16 protein-coding genes are annotated in these 19,912 nt (G+C 29.8%); 12 read left to right on the forward strand and 4 right to left on the reverse strand.

Annotated elements, in window-relative coordinates; all coding sequences use genetic code 11:
* Positions 1-3 precede the first annotated feature (3 nt).
* The 3 genes from clpX to mreC are packed head-to-tail and all read left to right on the forward strand — an operon-like array spanning position 4 to position 3,079.
* Positions 4-1,230 carry an ATP-dependent Clp protease ATP-binding subunit ClpX gene (clpX, locus tag ABIV_RS12935; RefSeq protein WP_114840291.1) on the forward strand — a complete coding sequence of 409 codons (1,227 nt, stop codon included), beginning with the start codon at positions 4-6 and terminating at the stop codon, positions 1,228-1,230.
* A gap of 15 nt (positions 1,231-1,245) precedes the next feature.
* Positions 1,246-2,277, forward strand: a complete 1,032-nt coding sequence (locus ABIV_RS12940; RefSeq protein ID WP_114840292.1) for a rod shape-determining protein — start codon at positions 1,246-1,248, stop codon at positions 2,275-2,277.
* Positions 2,270-3,079 (forward strand): rod shape-determining protein MreC, encoded by an 810-nt coding sequence (gene mreC, locus ABIV_RS12945; protein WP_114840293.1) that lies wholly within the window; start codon positions 2,270-2,272, stop codon positions 3,077-3,079. Before ABIV_RS12940 ends, mreC begins: the two co-directional genes overlap by 8 nt.
* Here the strand turns inward: mreC and ABIV_RS12950 are convergent.
* Positions 3,063-3,677, reverse strand: coding sequence for a riboflavin synthase (locus ABIV_RS12950; RefSeq protein WP_114840294.1), 615 nt, complete (start codon positions 3,675-3,677; stop codon positions 3,063-3,065). The two genes, mreC and ABIV_RS12950, sit on opposite strands and share 17 nt — an antisense overlap.
* 260 nt (positions 3,678-3,937) lie before the next feature.
* Between ABIV_RS12950 and mnmG the strand changes: the two genes are divergently transcribed.
* From mnmG to recJ, 4 genes are all read left to right on the forward strand, one after another.
* Positions 3,938-5,812, forward strand: coding sequence for a tRNA uridine-5-carboxymethylaminomethyl(34) synthesis enzyme MnmG (gene mnmG / locus ABIV_RS12955; protein WP_114840295.1), 1,875 nt, complete (start codon positions 3,938-3,940; stop codon positions 5,810-5,812).
* A 377-nt stretch (positions 5,813-6,189) separates the two neighbouring features.
* Positions 6,190-7,572, forward strand: a complete 1,383-nt coding sequence (ccoG, locus tag ABIV_RS12960) for a cytochrome c oxidase accessory protein CcoG (RefSeq protein WP_114840296.1) — start codon at positions 6,190-6,192, stop codon at positions 7,570-7,572.
* 101 nt (positions 7,573-7,673) lie between these two features.
* Positions 7,674-9,290 (forward strand): CTP synthase, encoded by a 1,617-nt coding sequence (locus tag ABIV_RS12965; RefSeq protein WP_114840297.1) that lies wholly within the window; start codon positions 7,674-7,676, stop codon positions 9,288-9,290.
* On the forward strand, positions 9,290-10,855 hold the full coding sequence (recJ, locus tag ABIV_RS12970) for a single-stranded-DNA-specific exonuclease RecJ (RefSeq protein ID WP_114840298.1): 1,566 nt from the start codon (positions 9,290-9,292) through the stop codon (positions 10,853-10,855). The genes ABIV_RS12965 and recJ overlap by 1 nt, the downstream gene beginning before the upstream one ends.
* Here the strand turns inward: recJ and ABIV_RS12975 are convergent.
* Both ABIV_RS12975 and ABIV_RS12980 read right to left on the reverse strand, forming a co-directional pair.
* A complete protein-coding gene (locus ABIV_RS12975) occupies positions 10,850-11,503 on the reverse strand; it encodes a FlgO family outer membrane protein (RefSeq protein WP_228254308.1) in 654 nt (217 codons plus the stop codon). The two genes, recJ and ABIV_RS12975, sit on opposite strands and share 6 nt — an antisense overlap.
* A 5-nt stretch (positions 11,504-11,508) precedes the next feature.
* Positions 11,509-12,162, reverse strand: coding sequence for a FlgO family outer membrane protein (locus ABIV_RS12980; protein WP_114840299.1), 654 nt, complete (start codon positions 12,160-12,162; stop codon positions 11,509-11,511).
* A 132-nt stretch (positions 12,163-12,294) separates the two neighbouring features.
* On the opposite strand from ABIV_RS12980, the gene ABIV_RS12985 reads away from it, so the two are divergent.
* Entirely contained in the window at positions 12,295-12,840 is a 546-nt protein-coding gene (locus ABIV_RS12985) for a DJ-1 family glyoxalase III (RefSeq protein ID WP_114840300.1), read from the forward strand.
* Here ABIV_RS12985 and ABIV_RS12990 read toward each other — a convergent pair.
* Positions 12,826-13,977 (reverse strand): glycosyltransferase, encoded by a 1,152-nt coding sequence (locus tag ABIV_RS12990; protein ID WP_114840301.1) that lies wholly within the window; start codon positions 13,975-13,977, stop codon positions 12,826-12,828. The genes ABIV_RS12985 and ABIV_RS12990 overlap by 15 nt on opposite strands.
* 79 nt (positions 13,978-14,056) lie before the next feature.
* On the opposite strand from ABIV_RS12990, the gene ABIV_RS12995 reads away from it, so the two are divergent.
* The 4 genes from ABIV_RS12995 to surE are packed head-to-tail and all read left to right on the forward strand — an operon-like array spanning position 14,057 to position 19,912.
* Entirely contained in the window at positions 14,057-14,794 is a 738-nt protein-coding gene (locus ABIV_RS12995) for a UDP-2,3-diacylglucosamine diphosphatase (RefSeq protein ID WP_114840302.1), read from the forward strand.
* Positions 14,791-15,534 (forward strand): patatin-like phospholipase family protein, encoded by a 744-nt coding sequence (locus tag ABIV_RS13000; RefSeq protein ID WP_114840303.1) that lies wholly within the window; start codon positions 14,791-14,793, stop codon positions 15,532-15,534. Before ABIV_RS12995 ends, ABIV_RS13000 begins: the two co-directional genes overlap by 4 nt.
* Before the next feature lie 44 nt (positions 15,535-15,578).
* On the forward strand, positions 15,579-19,124 hold the full coding sequence (dnaE, locus tag ABIV_RS13005; protein ID WP_114840304.1) for a DNA polymerase III subunit alpha: 3,546 nt from the start codon (positions 15,579-15,581) through the stop codon (positions 19,122-19,124).
* Positions 19,124-19,912, forward strand: coding sequence for a 5'/3'-nucleotidase SurE (surE, locus tag ABIV_RS13010; protein ID WP_114840527.1), 789 nt, complete (start codon positions 19,124-19,126; stop codon positions 19,910-19,912). Before dnaE ends, surE begins: the two co-directional genes overlap by 1 nt.

Below are 19,912 nucleotides of genomic sequence, written 5' to 3' on the forward strand. Positions count from 1 at the left end.
TTAATGAGCAAAGAGATTATATGCGACTTTTGCGGTTCAAAAGATAGCGAAACAAATCCTGTAATTGCTGGAGATAATGCTTTTATTTGTAAAGCTTGTGTAAGTGCTGCTTATGAGATAATGACAGGTAGCCATCCAGAAGATGAAGATAGTAGTTATTTAGAAAATATTGAAACACCAAAAGAGATTAAACTAAAAACTCCTTCTCAATTAAAAGAGATTTTAGATGATTATATAATCGGTCAACATAGAGCTAAAAAAGTTTTATCAGTTGCTGTTTATAACCACTATAAAAGAATCTTTAGAAAAGATGAAATTGATGATGATACAGAAATTAGTAAATCAAATGTTTTATTAATAGGACCAACAGGTTCAGGAAAAACATTACTTGCACAAACAATTGCAAAATACCTTGATGTTCCTTTAGCGATTGCAGATGCTACATCACTTACAGAAGCTGGTTATGTTGGAGATGATGTTGAAAATGTTATCACAAGACTTTTACAAGCTGCAAATGGAGATGTAAAAAAAGCTGAAACAGGAATTATCTTTATTGATGAAGTTGATAAAGTAGCAAGAATGAGTGAAAATAGATCTATTACTAGAGATGTTTCAGGAGAAGGTGTACAACAAGCTTTATTAAAAATTGTAGAGGGTTCAGTTGTAAATGTTCCGCCAAAAGGTGGAAGAAAACATCCGGGACAAGATGCAATTCAAGTTGATACTACAAATATTCTATTTATTTGTGGAGGAGCATTTGATGGACTTGAAGAGATTGTAAAGAAAAAACAAGGTGCAAATGTTCTTGGATTTAACCAAAAGAAAAATGGAAATAAAGAAGAGAAAGATTTAATTTCAAATGTAGAAGCTCATGATTTAGTAAAATATGGACTTATTCCAGAATTAATTGGAAGACTACATATGATAGCTACATTAAATGAAATCTCAGAAGATGATATGGTTCATATTTTAACAGAACCAAAAAATGCACTTATTAAACAATATATAAAACTATTCGAACTTGATAATGTAAAATTAGAGTTTGAAAAAGATGCATTAAAAGAGATTGCAAAACTTGCACTTGAAAGAAAAACAGGTGCAAGAGGTTTAAGATCAATACTAGAAGATATCATGCTTGATATTATGTATGATCTACCAGAATATGAGAATAAAACTGTTACTATTACAAAAGATGTAGTAACAAAGAAAAAAGAACCAAAAATAGCTTAAGAAAGAAGGAAGAACATGTTATTAGATAAACTAATAGGTCTATTTTCAAGCGACATGGCAATTGACTTGGGTACTGCCAATACAATTGTTTCTGTCAAAGGTAAAGGTATCATTATTAATGAGCCTTCAGTTGTTGCAGTACAAAACGATAGATTTGGAAAAGATAAGATTTTAGCAGTTGGGCAAGAAGCTAAACAGATGATTGGTAAAACACCATTAAATATTCAAGCTGTTAGACCAATGAAAGATGGGGTTATTGCTGACTTTGAAATGACTGAAAGAATGATTAGATATTTCATTGAAAAAGCACATGCAAGAAAATCTTTTATTAGACCAAGAATTATTATTTGTATTCCATATGGAATTACACAAGTTGAAAGAAAAGCAGTAAAAGAATCAGCATTAAGTGCAGGAGCTAGAGAAGTATTCCTTGTAGAAGAGCCAATGGCAGCTGCAATTGGTGCTGGTATTCCTGTTTCTGACCCATCAGGATATGTTGTTGTTGATATTGGTGGTGGTACTACAGAGATTGGTGTAACTTCACTTGGTGGACTTGTACTTTCTAAATCAATTAAAGTAGCTGGAGATAAGTTTGATAAATCAATCATTGATTATGTTAGACAAAACTACAACCTTTATATTGGAGAAAGAACAGCAGAAAATATCAAAATTGAAATTGGTACTGCTATTAAACTTGATAGTGAACTAAAAATCAAAGTAAAAGGTAGAGATAACTCAGGTCTTTTATCTACTATTGAATTAGGTAGTGAAGGTGTACGCACTGCAATAAAAGAGCCTTTAAGAGAAATTGTATCTGCAGTAAGATCGGTATTAGAAGATATGCCACCTGATTTAGCTGGTGACGTTGTAGATAATGGTGTTATTTTAACAGGTGGTGGAGCACTAATTAGAGGTTTAGATAAATATTTAGCTGATATTATTAAACTTCCAGTAAAAGTTGCGGAAGAGCCATTATTAGCTGTTGCTTATGGTACAAGCAATGTATTAGATCAGGCTGCATTATTAAAACTAATAACTAATGAATAAATTTCTATTCTTCCTTCTTTTTATAGCAGTTAGCTTAGGTTATATCTTTGAGATTGACCAGCTAATTGCTAGAAATTTTAACCCCCTTACAACATTAAAAAAAGTATATGTGAATAATGCTGCAAAATTACAAAACAATATTGAGAGATATTTTAATCAAGCAGCTACAATTGCAAAATTACAAACAGAAAATGCTACATTAAAAAACTATAAAGAGTTATACTTAGCCTCTAATAATGAATTACACTCTGTTTTAGAAGCAATTGATGCAAATAAAAAAACAGAAGATGATATTAAATTTACTAAAGTTTTATCTTATGTAAAATTTGATGATTTTACAAAGGTTTGGATTGACTATAAAAAAGAAGATGACTCTATTTTAGGAGTTATTTCAAATGGCTTTGCAGCTGGAATTGTAGTAAATCAAGATGGAAAAGCTAAAGCTTTATTAAATGGTAATGATAAATGTAACTACTCTATTTTTGTAGGAGAAGAGAAAGCTCCTGGAATTATTCATAAATCAAAGAATAGACATAATCTTGTTGCCAAATATATTCCTATTTGGTACAACATAAAAATTGGAGATGAAGTTATAACTTCTGGTATGGACAATATTTTCTTTGAAGGCTTAAAAGTAGGAAAAGTTGTAAAGATAAAGAAAATGCAAGATATGCAAAAAGTTGAAATCGAGCCATATGCAAAAGTATTACGACAAAAATATTTCTTTGTTTATAAAAATAAAGAGTTAAAAGAAGAACCTATAAAAGAAGAGAAAAGTGAAACTTCTAATAAGAAGCCATAATTCCTTCTACTTTATCCCAAGTTAAACTCTCTTTTTTGTTTCCTTGAAACATATTATAAATATATCTAGCAAACATATCAGTTTCTAGATTTACTTTGCTTCCAATTTTATAAGTTTTAAAAAGTGTATTTTCAATTGTATGAGGGATAATCGTTAATCTAAAAGCGTTTTCTAAAACCTCATTTACAGTTAAAGAAACCCCATCAATAGTAACACTACCTTTAGGAATAATATATTTTGAATATTCACTTGGCAATGAAATTATATAATCAGTTGAATTTCCATTTTTATTTATAGCTTTGATAGTTCCCAGACAATCCACATGACCTTGAACAATATGACCTTCAAATCTATCTCCCATCATCATTGCAGGTTCGATATGAACTTCACCTCTATAATTTTCCATTGCTAATATCTTTTGAGATTCAGGGGATAATTCTACAGTAAAAGTATCACTGGCAAGTCTAACAACAGTAAGACAAGCTCCATTAACTGCAATTGAGTCTCCAATCTTAGGAGAGTATTTTGCCTTTAGAGTTAAGAAGTTATTTTGTAGGCTTACAACCTTTGCCATTTCTCGAATTAAACCAGTAAACAAAAAATATCCTTGCTTTAAAATATATTAATTTCTAATATAAAGTATTCCATAATATCAATTTGTTATAATACCGAAAATTTATTAATGTAAATCTTTTAGATAAGTGGAAGAAAACATTTATCTAAGAGATTTCATACATTCAATAAGAGTAATAAGTTACTCTTCTTAGAGTCTGCTTCTTTAAAGGTTAGTTTATTTCCTTTTAAAAGAAGTCTAAAAAATAAAGTCCTTTATCAAGGACTATTTTTAAGGAAAATAATATGTATGATGTAATAGTCGTAGGTGGAGGTCATGCTGGAATTGAAGCTTCATTAGCAAGTGCTAGAATGGGTAAAAAAACTCTTCTAATAACTATGCTTGTTGAGCAAATTGGAGCAGCAAGTTGTAATCCAGCAATTGGAGGACTTGCAAAAGGTCACCTAGTAAGAGAGATTGATGCCCTTGGTGGAGAGATGGGTCTTTGCACAGATGCTACAGGTATTCAATTTAGAGTTTTAAATGCTTCAAAAGGTGCTGCTGTTCAAGGAAGTAGAGCCCAAATTGATATGGATAAATATAGAGAGTATATGAGAGAAGTTTGTCATAACACTCCTAATTTAGAAGTTTATCAAGATGAAGTATCAGCTTTATTAGTGAAAGATGATAATGAAGTATATGGAGTAAAAACAAAACTGGGAGAAGAGTTTCATTCAAAAAAAGTAATCCTTACAACTGGTACTTTTATGAGGGGACTTATTCACATTGGAGAGAATACTTATGATGCAGGAAGAGCATGGGAACTACCCTCTTCAACACTATCTATCCAATTAAAAGAGTTAGGGCTAAATGTAGGAAGATTAAAAACAGGAACTCCTGCTAGATTAGATGCAAGTAGTATTGATTTTTCTGTAATGGAAGAGCATGGTGGAGATGAAAAACCTATGCCTTTCTCTTTTAGAACAGATAAAGAGAATTTTAATCCTACACAATTTCCTTGTTTTATCACATATACAAATACAGGAACACATGATACTATTACTGGTAACTTCCACCGTGCACCTATGTTTACAGGTCAAATTGAAGGAAGAGGGCCAAGATATTGTCCAAGTATTGAAGATAAAGTAAATAGATTTGCAGAAAGAGATAGACACCAACTATTTTTAGAACCACAAACTGCAATGAAAACAGAGTATTATATCAATGGATTATCTACATCTCTTCCAATTGATGTTCAAAAACAGATGATTCACTCTATTGAGGGATTAGAAAATGCAAAAGTTATTAGATATGGATATGCAATTGAATATGATTATGTTGACCCAACAGAATTAAAACATACATTAGAGACAAAAAAAATAAAAAACCTTTATAATGCTGGTCAAATTAATGCAACAACTGGTTATGAAGAAGCTGGTGCACAAGGATTAATGGCTGGTATCAATGCTTGTTTAGCAATTGATGGAAAAGAACCTTTCGTTCTTAGAAGAGATGAGGCCTATATAGGAGTTTTAATTGATGATTTAGTTACAAAAGGAACTAATGAACCATATAGAATGTTTACTTCAAGAGCTGAATACAGACTACTTCTAAGAGAAGAGAGTGCTGATTTAAGATTATCTCCTTATGGACATCAACTTGGGCTAATCAATGACGAACAATTACAAAAAGTTGAACATAAAAGAAAAGTAATCAATGAAGCTGTAGAACTTATGGCAGAAGAGTGGTTTACTTCTAAGAAAGAGAACCTTGAATTATTAGAAGAACTTGGTGAAGATAAAATCAAAGATAGAGCAAAACTTATTGATATTGTAGGTAGAAATACAGTTACTATAGAAAAACTTGATAGATTAGTACCTTCATTAAAAGATACAGATAACTATTTAAAAGAGCAAATCATCATTGAAGCAAAATATTATAGATATGTTGATAAGCAGAAAAAACAAATAGAAAAAATGAAAAAAATGATTGAATTAAAAATTCCAGAAAACTTTGATTTTAAATCAATTCCTGGACTTTCAAATGAGGTAGTTGAAAAGCTTGAAACATTTAACCCACCTACACTATTCAATGCTAGTGAAATTTCGGGTGTAACACCTGCTGCACTTGATATTATTCACATGTACATAAATTTAAGGTACAAAACACAAAATAAGTAAGTATCAGATACTTACTTCGACCAGAAATTTGACTCCTAAAAGTCATTTTTCTAGTCTAGAAATTATGCTCAAATAAAAAGGATATATATGATTGAAAAAATAAAAAAGAATAAAATTGCACAAATCCTAATAGTAAAAGTATTAACTATCCTTGCTATTGCAGGAAATTTATACTTTTCATAAGAAATTCTCCATTTAAATATAAGTAGTTTTATCACTATTTTTTCTTCTATCAAATAATTTAAATATAAATATTAATTGTCATTGTTTAATTTTATAAGTATTTTAGCCCATTATTATAACTACTGCTTATAATAATTTATGCTTATCATAAGCTAGCTTTATATATAATTTTAAAAAAATATTAGGATTATATTATGGAAGGAAATGCTGCTGTTTTAAAAAAAACGCCGTACAGATTTAAAAGATATTATGCATATATTTTAGCAACTGTTGTTGCTTTAGGTTTACCATTTATTAAGATTAATGGTAACCATATATTTTTACTATCTTTTGATAAGAAGCAATTACATCTGATGGGTATTGCATTTGATATGCAAGAACTTTATCTTATGCCATTTTTATTAATGCTTCTTTTCTTAGGAATTTTTGCTGTAACTGCTATTGGTGGGAGAGCATGGTGTGGTTGGGCCTGTCCTCAAACTATTTTTAGAGTAGTTTATAGAGATTTAATTGAATCAAAACTTTTAGGTTTAAGAAGAATTAAAAACAAACAAAAAGAGCCAAATTGGTCAAAACCAGAAAATGCATCAAAAAAAGTTGTTGCTATTATTCTTTGGTCAATCCTTTCTTTAATTGCAGCAGCTGATTTTATGTGGTATTTTGTACCACCTGAAGACTTCTTTGCTTATATTCAAAACCCTACAGAACACTGGTTTTTAATTGGGTTTGTTCTTGCTATTGCTGGTTTTTTAGTTTATGATGTAATTTGGTTAAAAGAAGATTTTTGTGTATATGTATGTCCTTATTCAAGAGTTCAATCTGTACTTTATGATGATGATACTTATCAAGCTATCTACTCTACAAAAAGAGGTGGACATATTTATAATGATAGTAAAGAAAAAATTATCTTCAAACAAAAAGATTTACCTGAGGAAACAAATGAGTGTACAACATGTGAGTCATGTGTAACTGTATGTCCTACTCATATTGATATTAGAAAAGGTTTACAGTTAGAGTGTATCAACTGTTTAGAGTGTGTTGATGCTTGTACAAAAGTTATGGGTAAATTAGGGAAAGAGTCTTTAGTTCAATGGACAAGTACAAGTGATATTGAAAAAGGACAAGCAACTAAATTCCTGAGAAAATCTACAATCTTATATGCTGTTGCTTTAGTTGTTGTTGTTGGATTACTTTTTGTAATGGGTGGGAAAAAAGAGTATATGTTATTAAATGTTAATAAAACAACTCAATTATATAAAATTGATGAAAATAATACTGTTTCAAATAACTTCTTATTACTTTTCCAAAATACAGATTCAAAAACACATACATATAATATTGAAGTTATAGGTAGAGATGATATTGTAATTAAAAGATTTAGCCCATTTAAACTAAATCCTGGAAAATTAAGAAAAAAAGTAATTATTCTTGAAACAGATAAAATACTTGTAAACGATAATACAAAAGATACTCCTATTCCAGTAAAACTGAGAGCTTATGCAGTTGATGAGCCAAATAAAATATCAGTAATAAGAGATGCTGTATTTATCTATCCAAGAGCAGATAAACTAAAATAATCTTAAAGAGGCCTTGTGCCTCTTTCACTTAAATACTTATTAACCTCGCATTAGATATAATCGCGAAATATTTAACTATTATTAATTCATGGAGCTTTTTAATGACTAAATTCATATTTGTTACGGGTGGAGTACTCAGTTCACTTGGTAAAGGTATTACTTCTGCATCTATTGCAACAATTTTAAAACAATCTGGATTTAAAGTAAGTATGCTAAAAATAGACCCTTACTTAAATGTTGATCCAGGAACAATGAGTCCACTTGAACACGGTGAAGTATTTGTAACTGCAGATGGAGCAGAGACTGACTTGGATTTAGGAAACTATGAAAGATTTATTGACAAAACTCTTACTGCAAAAAACTCTTTTACAACTGGACAAGTTTACCAAAGTGTAATTAAAAGAGAGAGAGAGGGTGGTTACTTAGGAAAAACTATTCAAGTAATTCCTCACGTTGTAGATGAGATTAAAGATAGAATCTATGATGCAGCAGAAGAGAATGAATTTCTAATTATTGAGCTTGGTGGAACAGTAGGAGATATCGAAGGTTTACCATTTATGGAAGCAATTCGAGCTATTAGACATGAGCAACCAAAATCAAATACTATGAATATTCATGTAAGTTTAGTTCCATATATTAAAGCTGCTGGTGAATTAAAAACAAAACCAACTCAACACTCAGTACAAGAGCTTAGAAGAATTGGTATTACTCCTCATATGCTTGTATGTAGAACAGAAAAAGAGTTACCAAAAAATCTAAAAGAAAAACTTGCTTTATCTTGTGATATTGATAGAAATGCAGTAATTGAAGCAGGAGATGCACAATCAATTTATCAAGTTCCATTACATTTTATTAAAGAAGGAATTTTAACTCCTTTATCTGAGCATTTTAATATTAAAATCAAACCAAATATGGAAAAATGGGATACTTTAGTTAAAAATATTCTTGTTCCTCAAGATGAAGTAACTATCGCATTTGTTGGTAAATATTTAGATTTAAAAGAGTCATATAAGTCTTTAATTGAAGCCTTAATCCATGCAGGTGCACACTTAAGTACAAAAGTAAATATTCATTGGTGTGATTCAGAAAGAATTGAAGATAGTGGAGCTTATGAAATCATTGGAAATTCTGATGCTATCTTAGTTGCTGGTGGATTTGGACACAGAGGGGCTAAAGGAAAACTAGAAGCAATTAAATATGCAAGAGAGAATAAAATTCCTTATTTAGGTATTTGTTTAGGTATGCAATTATCTATTATTGAGTATGCAAGAAATGTATTAGGTATTGAAAATGCAAACTCTATAGAATTTGATGAAAATACTTCTGAGCCAGTAATCTATTTAATTGATGAATTTATTGACCAAAACGGAGATAAACAATTAAGAACTCATGAATCACCAATGGGTGGAACAATGAGACTTGGAGAATATCCATTTGAGCCATTAAAAGGAACAAACCTTCAAAAAGCATATGGAAATGAAGAAGTATACTATGAAAGACATAGACATAGATATGAAGCAAATCCAGCATATAGACAAAGACTTGAAGAAGCAGGAATGATTATTTCTGGACAATCAAATGGTTTAATTGAAGCAGTTGAGATTAAAGACCACCCATGGTTTGTAGGGGTACAATTCCACCCAGAATTTACTTCTCACTTAGAGACTCCAAACCCAATTATCTTAGAGTTTGTAAAACAAGCAAATAAAAAAGACTAATGTCTAAGGTAACTAAAGACCGACTTTACGAACTATTATCAGCAAGACACGAGAATAATCCCTATTCTCGACTTGCACATATACCCTCACCTGATAGTTTTAAAGATATAAAAAAAGCCTCTTTACGAATAAAAAAAGCCTTACTTGAAAATGAAACAATAACAATTGTAGGTGACTATGATGTTGATGGTGTTGTTTCTACTACAATAATAGTTGATTTCTTTAAAAAAATTGGAAAAACTGTAAACTATATCATTCCTAATCGTTTTGAACATGGATATGGATTAAGTCCTAAAATTGTTGACATGATAGAAGAAGGTTTAGTTATAACTGTAGATAATGGTATTTCAGCATGTAAAGCTGCAAAACTTCTAAAAGAAAAAAATATTGATTTAATAATTACTGACCATCATACAGTAGGAGAAGAAATCCCAGAGGCTTTTGCAATTATAAATCCAAAACAAAAAGAGTGCACTTTTCCTTTCAAAGATATTTGTGGAGCGCAAGTAGCTTGGTATCTTTGTGCTGCAATAAAAAAAGAGATAAGTGCAGATGTTAACCTTCAAGAGTTTTTTGATTTACTTTGTGTTGCAATTATTGCTGATATTATGCCAATGACAAGTCTTAACTATACAATGGTTAAACATGGACTAAAAAAAATTAAAGATTCTTCAAGACCTGCTTTTAAAAAAATCAATGAAATGATTTCTAAAGAAGTTTTTGTTTCAGATGATATTGGTTTTACTATTGCTCCTAAAATAAATAGTGCAGGAAGAATGGAAGATGCTTCAATTGCACTAAATTTTTTATTAGCTTCTTCTGAATATGAAGCAAATGATGCTTTACAATTATTAGAAGAGTTAAATTGTTTTAGAAAGAATCTACAAGAAGAGATTTCACAAAAAGCTACAAATGCAACTAATCCAGAAGAGAATGCAGTTATTGTTTGGGGAGAGGGTTGGCATGAAGGAGTAATAGGAATTGTTGCTTCAAAGCTATCAAATGCTTTTAAAAAACCTGCTTTTATCTTTTCTATTAATAATGGAATTGCAAAAGGAAGTGCTAGAGCGAATGCAAATATAAATCTCCATACAATAATTACAGAAACTTCTGATTTATTATTAGGTTTTGGTGGCCATAAAAATGCAGCTGGATTATCTTTAAAAGCTGAAAATTTAGAAGAGTTTAAAAATAGAATAAATAAAACTCTTGAAAATCATAAAAAAGAACTTCATATAGAACATGATGTTTTAGGAGAATTAGATGTTTCTTCTGTTGATATTGAGTTTTTGAATATTATAGAACAGTTTGAACCTTATGGACTTAAAAACCATAGACCTATTTTTAGTATCTCAAACTCTCAAATTATAAAATCAGAACTATTTGGAAAAGATAAAAATCATTTAAAATTAACTCTAAATAGCGATGGTTTTTTATTTGAAGCAATTAAGTTTTACTGTGATGAAAAACTTGATTATTCAAATATCAGTTTAGTAGTTTCAGTAAATAAAAATGAATTTAGAGGACAAATAAGTCCTCAATTTCTAATTCAAGATATTTTATAAAATCATTTGAGGAGGAAGAGAAATCTCTTTTCCTTTTTTGATTCCTTCTAATTCTAATATCTCATCATCTATACTTGTACTTGAATTTGCAGAAGCTAAGATATTTCCATTATTTACATCAATTAGTTTAATAAAAACAATTAATGTTTCAGTAGTTATTGTATAAGTTCCAACAACTGCAAACTTACCATCAACAGTCTTTTTAGTTATATCTTTTTGATTTCTTGTTAAAAGATTTAATCCACTTTCTCCAAAAGTAAAGTTCTCACTTAATTCAACTTGTCTTACAATGATATTTTTATTAAGTAAAGCATCTTTTAAATGCTCAGACAATAAAAAACCTAGCTTTGATTTATTCTCTAATTTATCAATATTCACAAAATCAGAAACTAATACAACATCATCTTCTAAAACATATTTGTCAAATCTTGTAGAAGTTTTTTTAATCAACTTAGAAACAAGAGAATTGAAATCATTTGAACCAGTCACATTTTTATGGTTATCAGGAGATTTTTTTGCAATTTTATCCATAAAAGATGGAAGATCTTCACTTCCTGTTATTTTTTTTAAAGAACAAGAAGTGAATAAGAAAAGAGGAATAGAAACTAAAACAATTAGTTTAGTTATTCTAAAAAGAGTTTTATTCATAAAATCTATTTTTCTTGAATAATTTTAATTGTTCTTGCTGGTTTACAATCTTTAAATAAAACACAATCATCTCTTTTATTGTGAAGATATGTTGCTCTTGCACTTGAGATTATTCTACCTGTGATATTATCAATAACTCTTGCGTTTAACATTACTTTACCAAATTGTCTAGAATAAGTTCCTACAACTACATATGTATTTGGTATTTCATCTTTTAATTTATAAGGATTTCTTGTTATAAAGTATTCACCTTGTTCATTAATTGAAACTGCAAGTTGTCCTCTATATTCAATAATATTGAAACCTCTATTTGACATTTCATTGATCATACTTTCACTTACAATTCTTCCAAATTCTGTAGTCTTTTTAAAATTATCTAATCTAACAAATGAAGTAATAAGTACAGGTTTACTTGTATTCATCTTTTTGTTTCTCATCATTTGAGTAGCTAATGAATTGATTGTACCTTCTAATGTTCTTTGATTTGTAACATTAATTTGTTGATCCTCTGCAATCTCAATATATTTTTTAGTAACTTGTACTTCGTTGTCTGCTGAAGAAACGGCAGAATTACTAGCAGACATAGTTTGAGAAAGACATCCTGAAAATAATGTAAGTGTTGCTGTTGCAAGACAAGCTTTAGCGAAAGTTTTAAGCATAAAGTCCCCTTTTTATAATTGAATAAATTTTATTTAAAAACAACTTATAAATTCTTGAAAGCTCCTTATTTTAGCATTTAGTAATTTAATCTAATATAGTCTAAAATATGAAAAAATTTATAAGGAGATTATATGTCAAAACTATTAGTTCCTATTTCAAATGGATTTGAAGAGATTGAGGCAATCTCTATTATCGATATTTGTAGAAGAGCCAATATTGATGTAGTTATTGCAGCAGTAGAAGATATAGTAACTACAGGAGCACATAATATAAAAATTACAGCAGATTGCAAAATTGAAAATGTTGAGGAAGATGATTTTGACATGATTGCCCTTCCTGGAGGGCTTCCAAATGCTTTTACTCTTGCTGAAAATAAGTATGTGCAAGATATTTTAAAAGAGTTTAAAGCTAGTGATAAATATATTGCAGCTATTTGTGCTGCACCATATGCTCTTCACAAAGCAGAAGTATTAAATAAAAACTATACTTGTTATCCAAGCTTTGAGCAAAAAATAGATCCTGATAATTATATAGCTGACCAAAATGTAGTTTTAGATGATAAAATAATTACATCAAGAGGCCCTGCAACTGCAGCAGAATTTGCACTTGAAATAGTGAAACTTCTAAAAGGTGATGAAATATATGAAGAGTTAAAAGAAGATTTACTTCTTAAATAAGTTTTCTAATATCTTCTGATTTATTTCCCAAAAATCTAAAAAACTATGAGAGATAGATTTATCTCTCATATAGTTATAAGCTTTTTCACTTTTATTTTTATATACCTCATCTTTATTTTTTAATTCTTTGATGGCTTTAATTATTTGATTTTTTTCTTCAATATTTATAATATAACCAAACTCTTCACTTACAAAAGTTTTAGGACCACCTTTATCACTAACAATTACAGGCAAAGCTGAACTCATGGCTTCTAGAACAACTTGCCCTAAAGTATCTGTGGTAGAGGGGAAAATAAAACAGTCACTTGAAGCATATAGTTTAGATAAAGCCTCTTTTTGTTTTCTTCCAAGGAGATAAACTCCTTTCTCTTCTAGTTTCGAACTATCTAATTTTATCTCTATATCCCCTACAACTATTAGTTTTATATCTAAAAAGTTCTCTTCCAACCAGATATTTATTAACTTATCTACATTTTTTTCAATAGATACTCTTCCTGTATATAAAACTTTAAAACTGTTTTTATCAATGTTATATTCTTCCCAAATATTTTCATCTTTAAAAGACTTATCAAAATTCTTAATATTTATTCCTGCTTTTAAAAGATACAAATCTCTTTTTTTAAAAACTAACTGTTTTTGAATAATATCAACATACTCATTAGACCGAGAAAATAAAGCAATAAAATTTTTATAAAAGACTTTTAAATATAAAAGTGTGATTTTTCTTACAAACTCACTTTTTGTATTTTCATACAAGTAAGAGGGAAAATCAGTATGGTATATTCCTACAACTGGTATTTTTAATAATTTTGCACTAATCAAAGCACATAAACCAACTGTTCCTGGTGTTGAAATATGCAAAATATCAGGCTTTAACTTTTTAATATTATTCTTTATTTTAAAAAAATTTGGCATTACTAAATCTAAGGATTTATAAAAAGGCATTTTAATACTAAAGATAGGTTTTAGATTATAAATATTTTCAATACTTTCATAATGATTTTTCTTAGTTGATGTTATTACAGTAAACTCTTTCTTATAGCTTTTTGCTTCTTTTGCAAAATCTTGAATAAACCTTGATACTCCATTTAAGTCATATACTGTATCACTAACTAAACATACTTTTATATCTTTCATTTTGATATTTTATTACTCAATAATTACAAAGGTATTACATGTCATTAACTTGTAACCAAGTTGGCATAAACTTCTTTTCATGAAATATAAAAGTATCTTTATCTCAGATGTTCACTTAGGAACAAAGTATTCGAATACAAAAATGCTTCTTGATTTTTTTAAACATAATGAGAGTGAAAATCTATTTTTAGTAGGAGATATAATAGATGGTTGGTCAATAAAAAGAAAACTTATTTGGCCTCAAAGTCACTCAGATGTAATTCAAAAGATTTTGAAAAAAGCAAGAAAAGGTTGTAATATTGTTTTTATAACTGGTAACCATGATGAGTTTTTAAGACCCTTTGTACCTTTAGTATTAGGAGACTCTTTAGATATAAAAAATGAGTATGAATATGAGTCTTTATCTGGTAAAAAATATCTTGTAACACACGGTGATTTCTTTGATTCAATAACAATGACAAAAAAATGGCTTGCTGTGTTAGGAGATTATGGATATGACTTATTACTAGAAGTAAATCAGTTTTTAAACTTCTTTAGAAATAAATTTGGTATTAAATCAAACTGGTCACTATCGAAATATGTAAAAGACAATGTTAAATCCTCTGTATCTTTTATAACTGACTTTGAAGATACTCTAGCAAAGCATGCAAAACATAAACAATATGATGGCATAATATGTGGACATATACATAAAGCAGAAATACGAGATATAGATAGTATTGAGTACCTAAATTGCGGAGATTGGGTAGAATCTTGTACTGCTATTGTTGAAACCTATGAGGGAGAATTCAAAATTATTAATTGGTTAAACAAATGAAATTTGGACTTGTCTTAAGTGGAGGTGCTGCAAGAGGTGCTTTTCATCTTGGAATACTTCAATTTTTAGAAGAACAAAATATAAATATAGATTCCTATTCTGGTAGCTCTATTGGAGCTATAATCTCTGTTTCTCATGCAAGTGGAGTAAGTGCAAAAGAGCAACTAAAAATCTTCTCTTCTAAAGAGATAAAAGAGGTTTTAAAATTTAACTACCTCAACAAAGGTTTGCTAAAAATTGACACTAAACACAAAATATTAGATGAACTTTTACCAATTAAAAGACTTGAAGATTTAAATAAAAAGGTATTTGTAAATGCCTATGATTTAAAATCGAAAAAACTTTACTATTTTGATAAAGGAGATAGTCATAAACTCTGTATGGCTTCAAGTGCTTTGACTCCTTTATTTAAACCTATAAAATATAAAAATATGGAACTTATAGATGGAGGTTTATTTGATAATATGCCTATTAAACCACTACTTGATGGAAAACATGAAATATATACTGTTGATATTATGCCTAGTAAAAATAGTTTCAATCCAAAAAAGAGTTTTAGCCCCTTAAAAAAAATAAAAAAGAAAATCTTTAAACAACTAATTGAAAACTCAAAATACTCTATAGAACATACAAATCACTATATTACAAACTATGAAATTTTAGACTTTAAAATGTTTACTTTCAAAGAGCTAAAGAATTGTTTTAACTTAGGATATAAAGAAGCACAAAAACATTTTTAGATATAATCAATACTATAATAAAATTAATCTAAAAAAGTAAAACTATGTCAGATATACCAAAATTTACCCATTTACATTTACATACAGAATATTCTCTACTTGATGGTGCAAACAAAATTAAACCCCTTGCAAAAAAAATTAAAGAGCTAGGAATGGAAAGTGTTGCCATGACAGACCATGGTAATATGTTTGGAGCCATTGATTTTTATAATGCAATGAGAGCTGAGGGAATAAAGCCTATTATTGGAATGGAAGCTTATATTCACAATTCAGAAGAGATTGATGATAAATCTACAAAACAGAGATTTCACTTATGTTTATATGCAAAAAATGATGTGGGATACAAAAACCTTATGTATTTATCTTCTCAAGCATATATGCATGGTTTTTATTACTATCCAAGAATCAATAAAAAACTATTAAGAGAAAACTCAGAAGGTCTAGTTTGTTCTGCCGCTTGTTTACAAGGGGAAGTAAACTGGCATCTAAATCTTCAAAATGAAAGAAATGTAAAAAATGGGGCAAAAGGTTATGAAGAAGCAAAAAGAATTGCTTTAGAGTATAAAGAGATTTTTGGAGATGATTTTTACTTAGAGATTATGAGACATGGTATTGGTGACCAGCACTTTGTTGATGACCAAATTTTAAAAATCTCTAAAGAGACAGGAATAAAAGTAGTTGCGACAAACGATACTCACTACTTAAAACAAAAAGATGCTGATGCACATGAAGCTTTTATGTGTATTGCTATGAATAAACTTTATGATGACCCAAATAGATTAAGACACTCAGTGCATGAGTTTTATTTAAAATCTCCAGAACAAATTGCCATGCTTTATGCAGATATTCCTGAAGCAATTGAAGCAACTCAAGAGATTGCAGCTAAATGTAATTTAGAGATAAAATTAGGAGACCCTACTCCACCAAACTTTAAATTTACAAGACAAAAACTTGAAGAAGAAGGTATCGCCATACCTGAGCCTGAAAATGAATACTCTTTAGAAAATGATAAAACCCTATTTATCCATGAGTGCTGGAAAGGTTTAGAAAAAAGACTTGAACATGTTGCTGTTGAAAGACATCAAGAGTACAAAGATAGACTACAAGTAGAGATTGATATTATCAATAATATGAAGTTCCCAGGATATATGCTTATTGTTTGGGATTTTGTAAGAGTTGCAAAAGAGATGAAAATTCCTGTTGGACCAGGAAGGGGTTCAGCAGCTGGAAGTTTAGTTGCCTTTAGTATGGAAATTACAGATATTGACCCTATTCCCTATGGTCTACTTTTTGAGAGATTTCTAAATCCAGAAAGAATTTCAATGCCCGATATCGATATGGACTTTTGCCAAAGTAGAAGGGGTGAAATTATCGACTATGTTGTGCAACAATATGGAAGAGCCAATGTTGCTCAAATTATCACTTTTGGTAAACTTCTTGCAAAAGGAGTTATTAGAGATGTAGCTAGAGTTCTTGATATGCCTTATGCAAAAGCAGATGCAATGGCTAAACTTATTCCAGATGAATTAGGAATTAATCTAACAGACTCTTATGCAAAAGAGCCAAAAATAAAAGAGTTATGTGATACTGATCCACAAGCAAAAAGAGTTTGGGAGTTTGCCCTTGCTCTTGAAGGGTTAAATAGAAATGCTGGTACTCACGCAGCTGGTGTAGTTATTTCAAATGAACCTTTATGGAAGAAAACTCCTCTTTTTAAACCCTCTGGTTTAGATACTATCGCAACACAATATAATGGTAAATATGTTGAAGATGTTGACTTAATTAAATTCGACTTCCTAGGTCTTAAGACCCTAACTGTTATTGAAGAAGCAAATAAACTTATTGAAAGAAGACATGGGAAAAGAGTTAATTTCCTTGAAACTGACGTAGATGACAAAGGAGTATATGAGTTAATTCAAACTGGTAATACTATTGGACTATTTCAAATAGAATCTTCAGGAATGCAAGATCTTGCAAAAAAACTTAAACCTTCAGGATTCGAAGATATTATTGCGATGCTTGCCCTGTATAGACCAGGGCCTATGGAATCAGGAATGCTTGATGACTTTATCGATAGAAAACATGGTCGTGCCGAAATCAGCTACTTCTATGATGAATTTATAGCTCCTTTAAAGCCTATCTTAGAGCCAACTTATGGAGTAATTGTTTACCAAGAGCAAGTTATGCAGATTGTACAATCTATTGGTGGCTTCTCACTAGGTGGTGCCGACTTAGTTAGACGGGCTATGGGTAAAAAAATTAAAGAAGAGATGGATAGACTTAAAGGTGAGTTTGCCGATGGAGGAGTTGTTAAAGGTTATAAAAAAGAGCATTGTGAAGAGCTTTTCGACCTTATTGTAAAATTTGCCGGATATGGTTTTAATAAATCTCACTCAGCTGCATACGGTCTTGTGACTTTCTATACTTCATATTTAAAGTGCTATTATCCAGCAGAATTTATGGCAGCACTTCTAACTTTAGAAAAAGATAATACAGATAAAGTTGTAAAATATGTAGATGAAGTAAAAAGGTTAGGTTTAGACCTATTCCCACCAGATATTAATAAATCAGACTCAGTATTCTCTGCAAAAAAAATTGATGGAAAAGAAGTTGTAATGTTTGGAATGGGTGCTATTAAAGGTGCTGGAGATGTTGCAATTAACTCAATTATTAAAGAGAGACAAGCAAATGGTGAATTTAAAGACATGTCTGACTTTATCTCAAGAATTGATGGAAGTAAAGTAAATAAAAGAGTAATTGAATCTTTAACAAAAGCAGGAGCTTTTGACTCATTTAAATACTCAAGAAAATCACTATTAGAACAAATAGAAATTATTGGGGATACTGTAGGAAAAGCAATGCAAGCCAAAAAAATGGCTACAGGCTCACTTTTTGGTGATAGTGAAGAACTTACAAGAGTAGAATTAGTGTTAGAACACCTTCCTGAATATGAAGGAAAAGAGATACTTGAATTTGAAAAAGCTTCTTTAGGATTTTATGTATCTGGACACCCACTTGATAGTTATAGAGAACAACTAGATAAGATTAAATATACTCTAAGTTCTGAACTTGATGAAGTTGCAGATGGAAGTCAAGCAATTCTTGTAGGAAAGATTGAAGAAATCACAGAAAAAATCTCTAAAAAAGGTAATAAATTTGGTATTGCCAATATCCTTGACCTTCATGGGAATATTGAGATTATGCTTTTTGAAAATAGGCTAAAAGAGTTAGAAGATAATTTTGATTTAAATGAGCCAATTGCTTTTAAAGTAAGAGTAACAAAAGATGGTGATTTTACAAGAATGAATATTCTAAAGATTGAATCATTAGAAGATGCACAAAAAGAGAAAATTAAAACAAAACATAGAGAAAAAGAAGAACCACCTATAACTATTGCTTTACCTTTTATAAATAGTGATGAAACTATGTATAAACTTTTTGAGATAGTTGCAAATAATCAAGGAAAAAGAAATCTAAAAATAGTTGTAAAATCTAAGCTTGCAGATGTGGAACTTGAAACAGGATTTAGTGTTAACTCAAAGGTTGAAAATTTAATCGAGCAAATACAAGGGGCTTATGTAGTAGCATGATGAAACAAATATTAATTACAAATGATGATGGTTTTGATGCAATTGGATTAAAAGCTTTAATTGAAGCTTTATCTCCTATTGCAAAGATTGTTGTTGTAGCTCCTGCTAAAAATAAATCAGCTTGTGGCCACTCTTTAACACTTGATAGACCATTAAGAATGGTTCATGTGGATGATGATTTTTATAAAATCGATGATGGAACACCAACAGATTGTATTTTTATCTCATTAAATAATCTCTTTAAAGAAGGCTATAAACCAGATTTAGTAATTAGTGGTATAAATATTGGTGCAAATATGGGAGAAGATGTTACTTACAGTGGTACAGCAGCAGGAGCGATGGAAGCAGTATTACAAGGAGTTCCTGCAATTGCTATCTCACAAGTATGCAAAGATAGATGTCAGGATATTAAAAATGGTTGGGATTTTGCACTTGCTAAAGAAACTATTGCAAAATTAGCAAAAAAGATTTTAAATAATCAATTCCCTTTAGGAGAGAGAAGATTTTTAAATGTAAATATTCCTCCAATTAAAAAAGAGGAGTGTAAAGGTATCAAAATCACAAAAGCTGGTTATAGAGAGTATGGAAATGATACACACAGACATTATAATCCTAGAGGAGAAGAATACTACTGGATAGGTCTACATCCATTAATTTGGCAAGAAAGTGAAAATAAAGATTGTGATTTTGAAGTTGTTAAAGCAAACTATATATCAATTACTCCTATAATGCTAGACTTAACTTCATATGATGATATAGATAAATTAAATACATGGATAAAGGAATAA

This window comes from Halarcobacter bivalviorum, from assembly GCF_003346815.1.
Lineage (GTDB): Bacteria > Campylobacterota > Campylobacteria > Campylobacterales > Arcobacteraceae > Halarcobacter > Halarcobacter bivalviorum.

Excerpts from the sequence above, each read along its gene's own strand:
- ABIV_RS12995 (WP_114840302.1), top strand. The coding sequence starts at position 14,057 with ATGAAATATAAAAGTATCTTTATCTCAGATGTTCACTTAGGAACAAAG.
- ABIV_RS12965 (WP_114840297.1), top strand. The coding sequence starts at position 7,674 with ATGACTAAATTCATATTTGTTACGGGTGGAGTACTCAGTTCACTTGGT.
- ABIV_RS12940 (WP_114840292.1), top strand. The coding sequence starts at position 1,246 with ATGTTATTAGATAAACTAATAGGTCTATTTTCAAGCGACATGGCAATT.
- surE (WP_114840527.1), top strand. The coding sequence starts at position 19,124 with ATGAAACAAATATTAATTACAAATGATGATGGTTTTGATGCAATTGGA.
- ABIV_RS12990 (WP_114840301.1), bottom strand. The coding sequence starts at position 13,977 with ATGAAAGATATAAAAGTATGTTTAGTTAGTGATACAGTATATGACTTA.
- dnaE (WP_114840304.1), top strand. The coding sequence starts at position 15,579 with ATGTCAGATATACCAAAATTTACCCATTTACATTTACATACAGAATAT.
- ABIV_RS12975 (WP_228254308.1), bottom strand. The coding sequence starts at position 11,503 with ATGAATAAAACTCTTTTTAGAATAACTAAACTAATTGTTTTAGTTTCT.
- clpX (WP_114840291.1), top strand. The coding sequence starts at position 4 with ATGAGCAAAGAGATTATATGCGACTTTTGCGGTTCAAAAGATAGCGAA.
- ABIV_RS12985 (WP_114840300.1), top strand. The coding sequence starts at position 12,295 with ATGTCAAAACTATTAGTTCCTATTTCAAATGGATTTGAAGAGATTGAG.
- ccoG (WP_114840296.1), top strand. The coding sequence starts at position 6,190 with ATGGAAGGAAATGCTGCTGTTTTAAAAAAAACGCCGTACAGATTTAAA.
- mreC (WP_114840293.1), top strand. The coding sequence starts at position 2,270 with ATGAATAAATTTCTATTCTTCCTTCTTTTTATAGCAGTTAGCTTAGGT.
- recJ (WP_114840298.1), top strand. The coding sequence starts at position 9,290 with ATGTCTAAGGTAACTAAAGACCGACTTTACGAACTATTATCAGCAAGA.
- ABIV_RS12980 (WP_114840299.1), bottom strand. The coding sequence starts at position 12,162 with ATGCTTAAAACTTTCGCTAAAGCTTGTCTTGCAACAGCAACACTTACA.
- mnmG (WP_114840295.1), top strand. The coding sequence starts at position 3,938 with ATGTATGATGTAATAGTCGTAGGTGGAGGTCATGCTGGAATTGAAGCT.
- ABIV_RS13000 (WP_114840303.1), top strand. The coding sequence starts at position 14,791 with ATGAAATTTGGACTTGTCTTAAGTGGAGGTGCTGCAAGAGGTGCTTTT.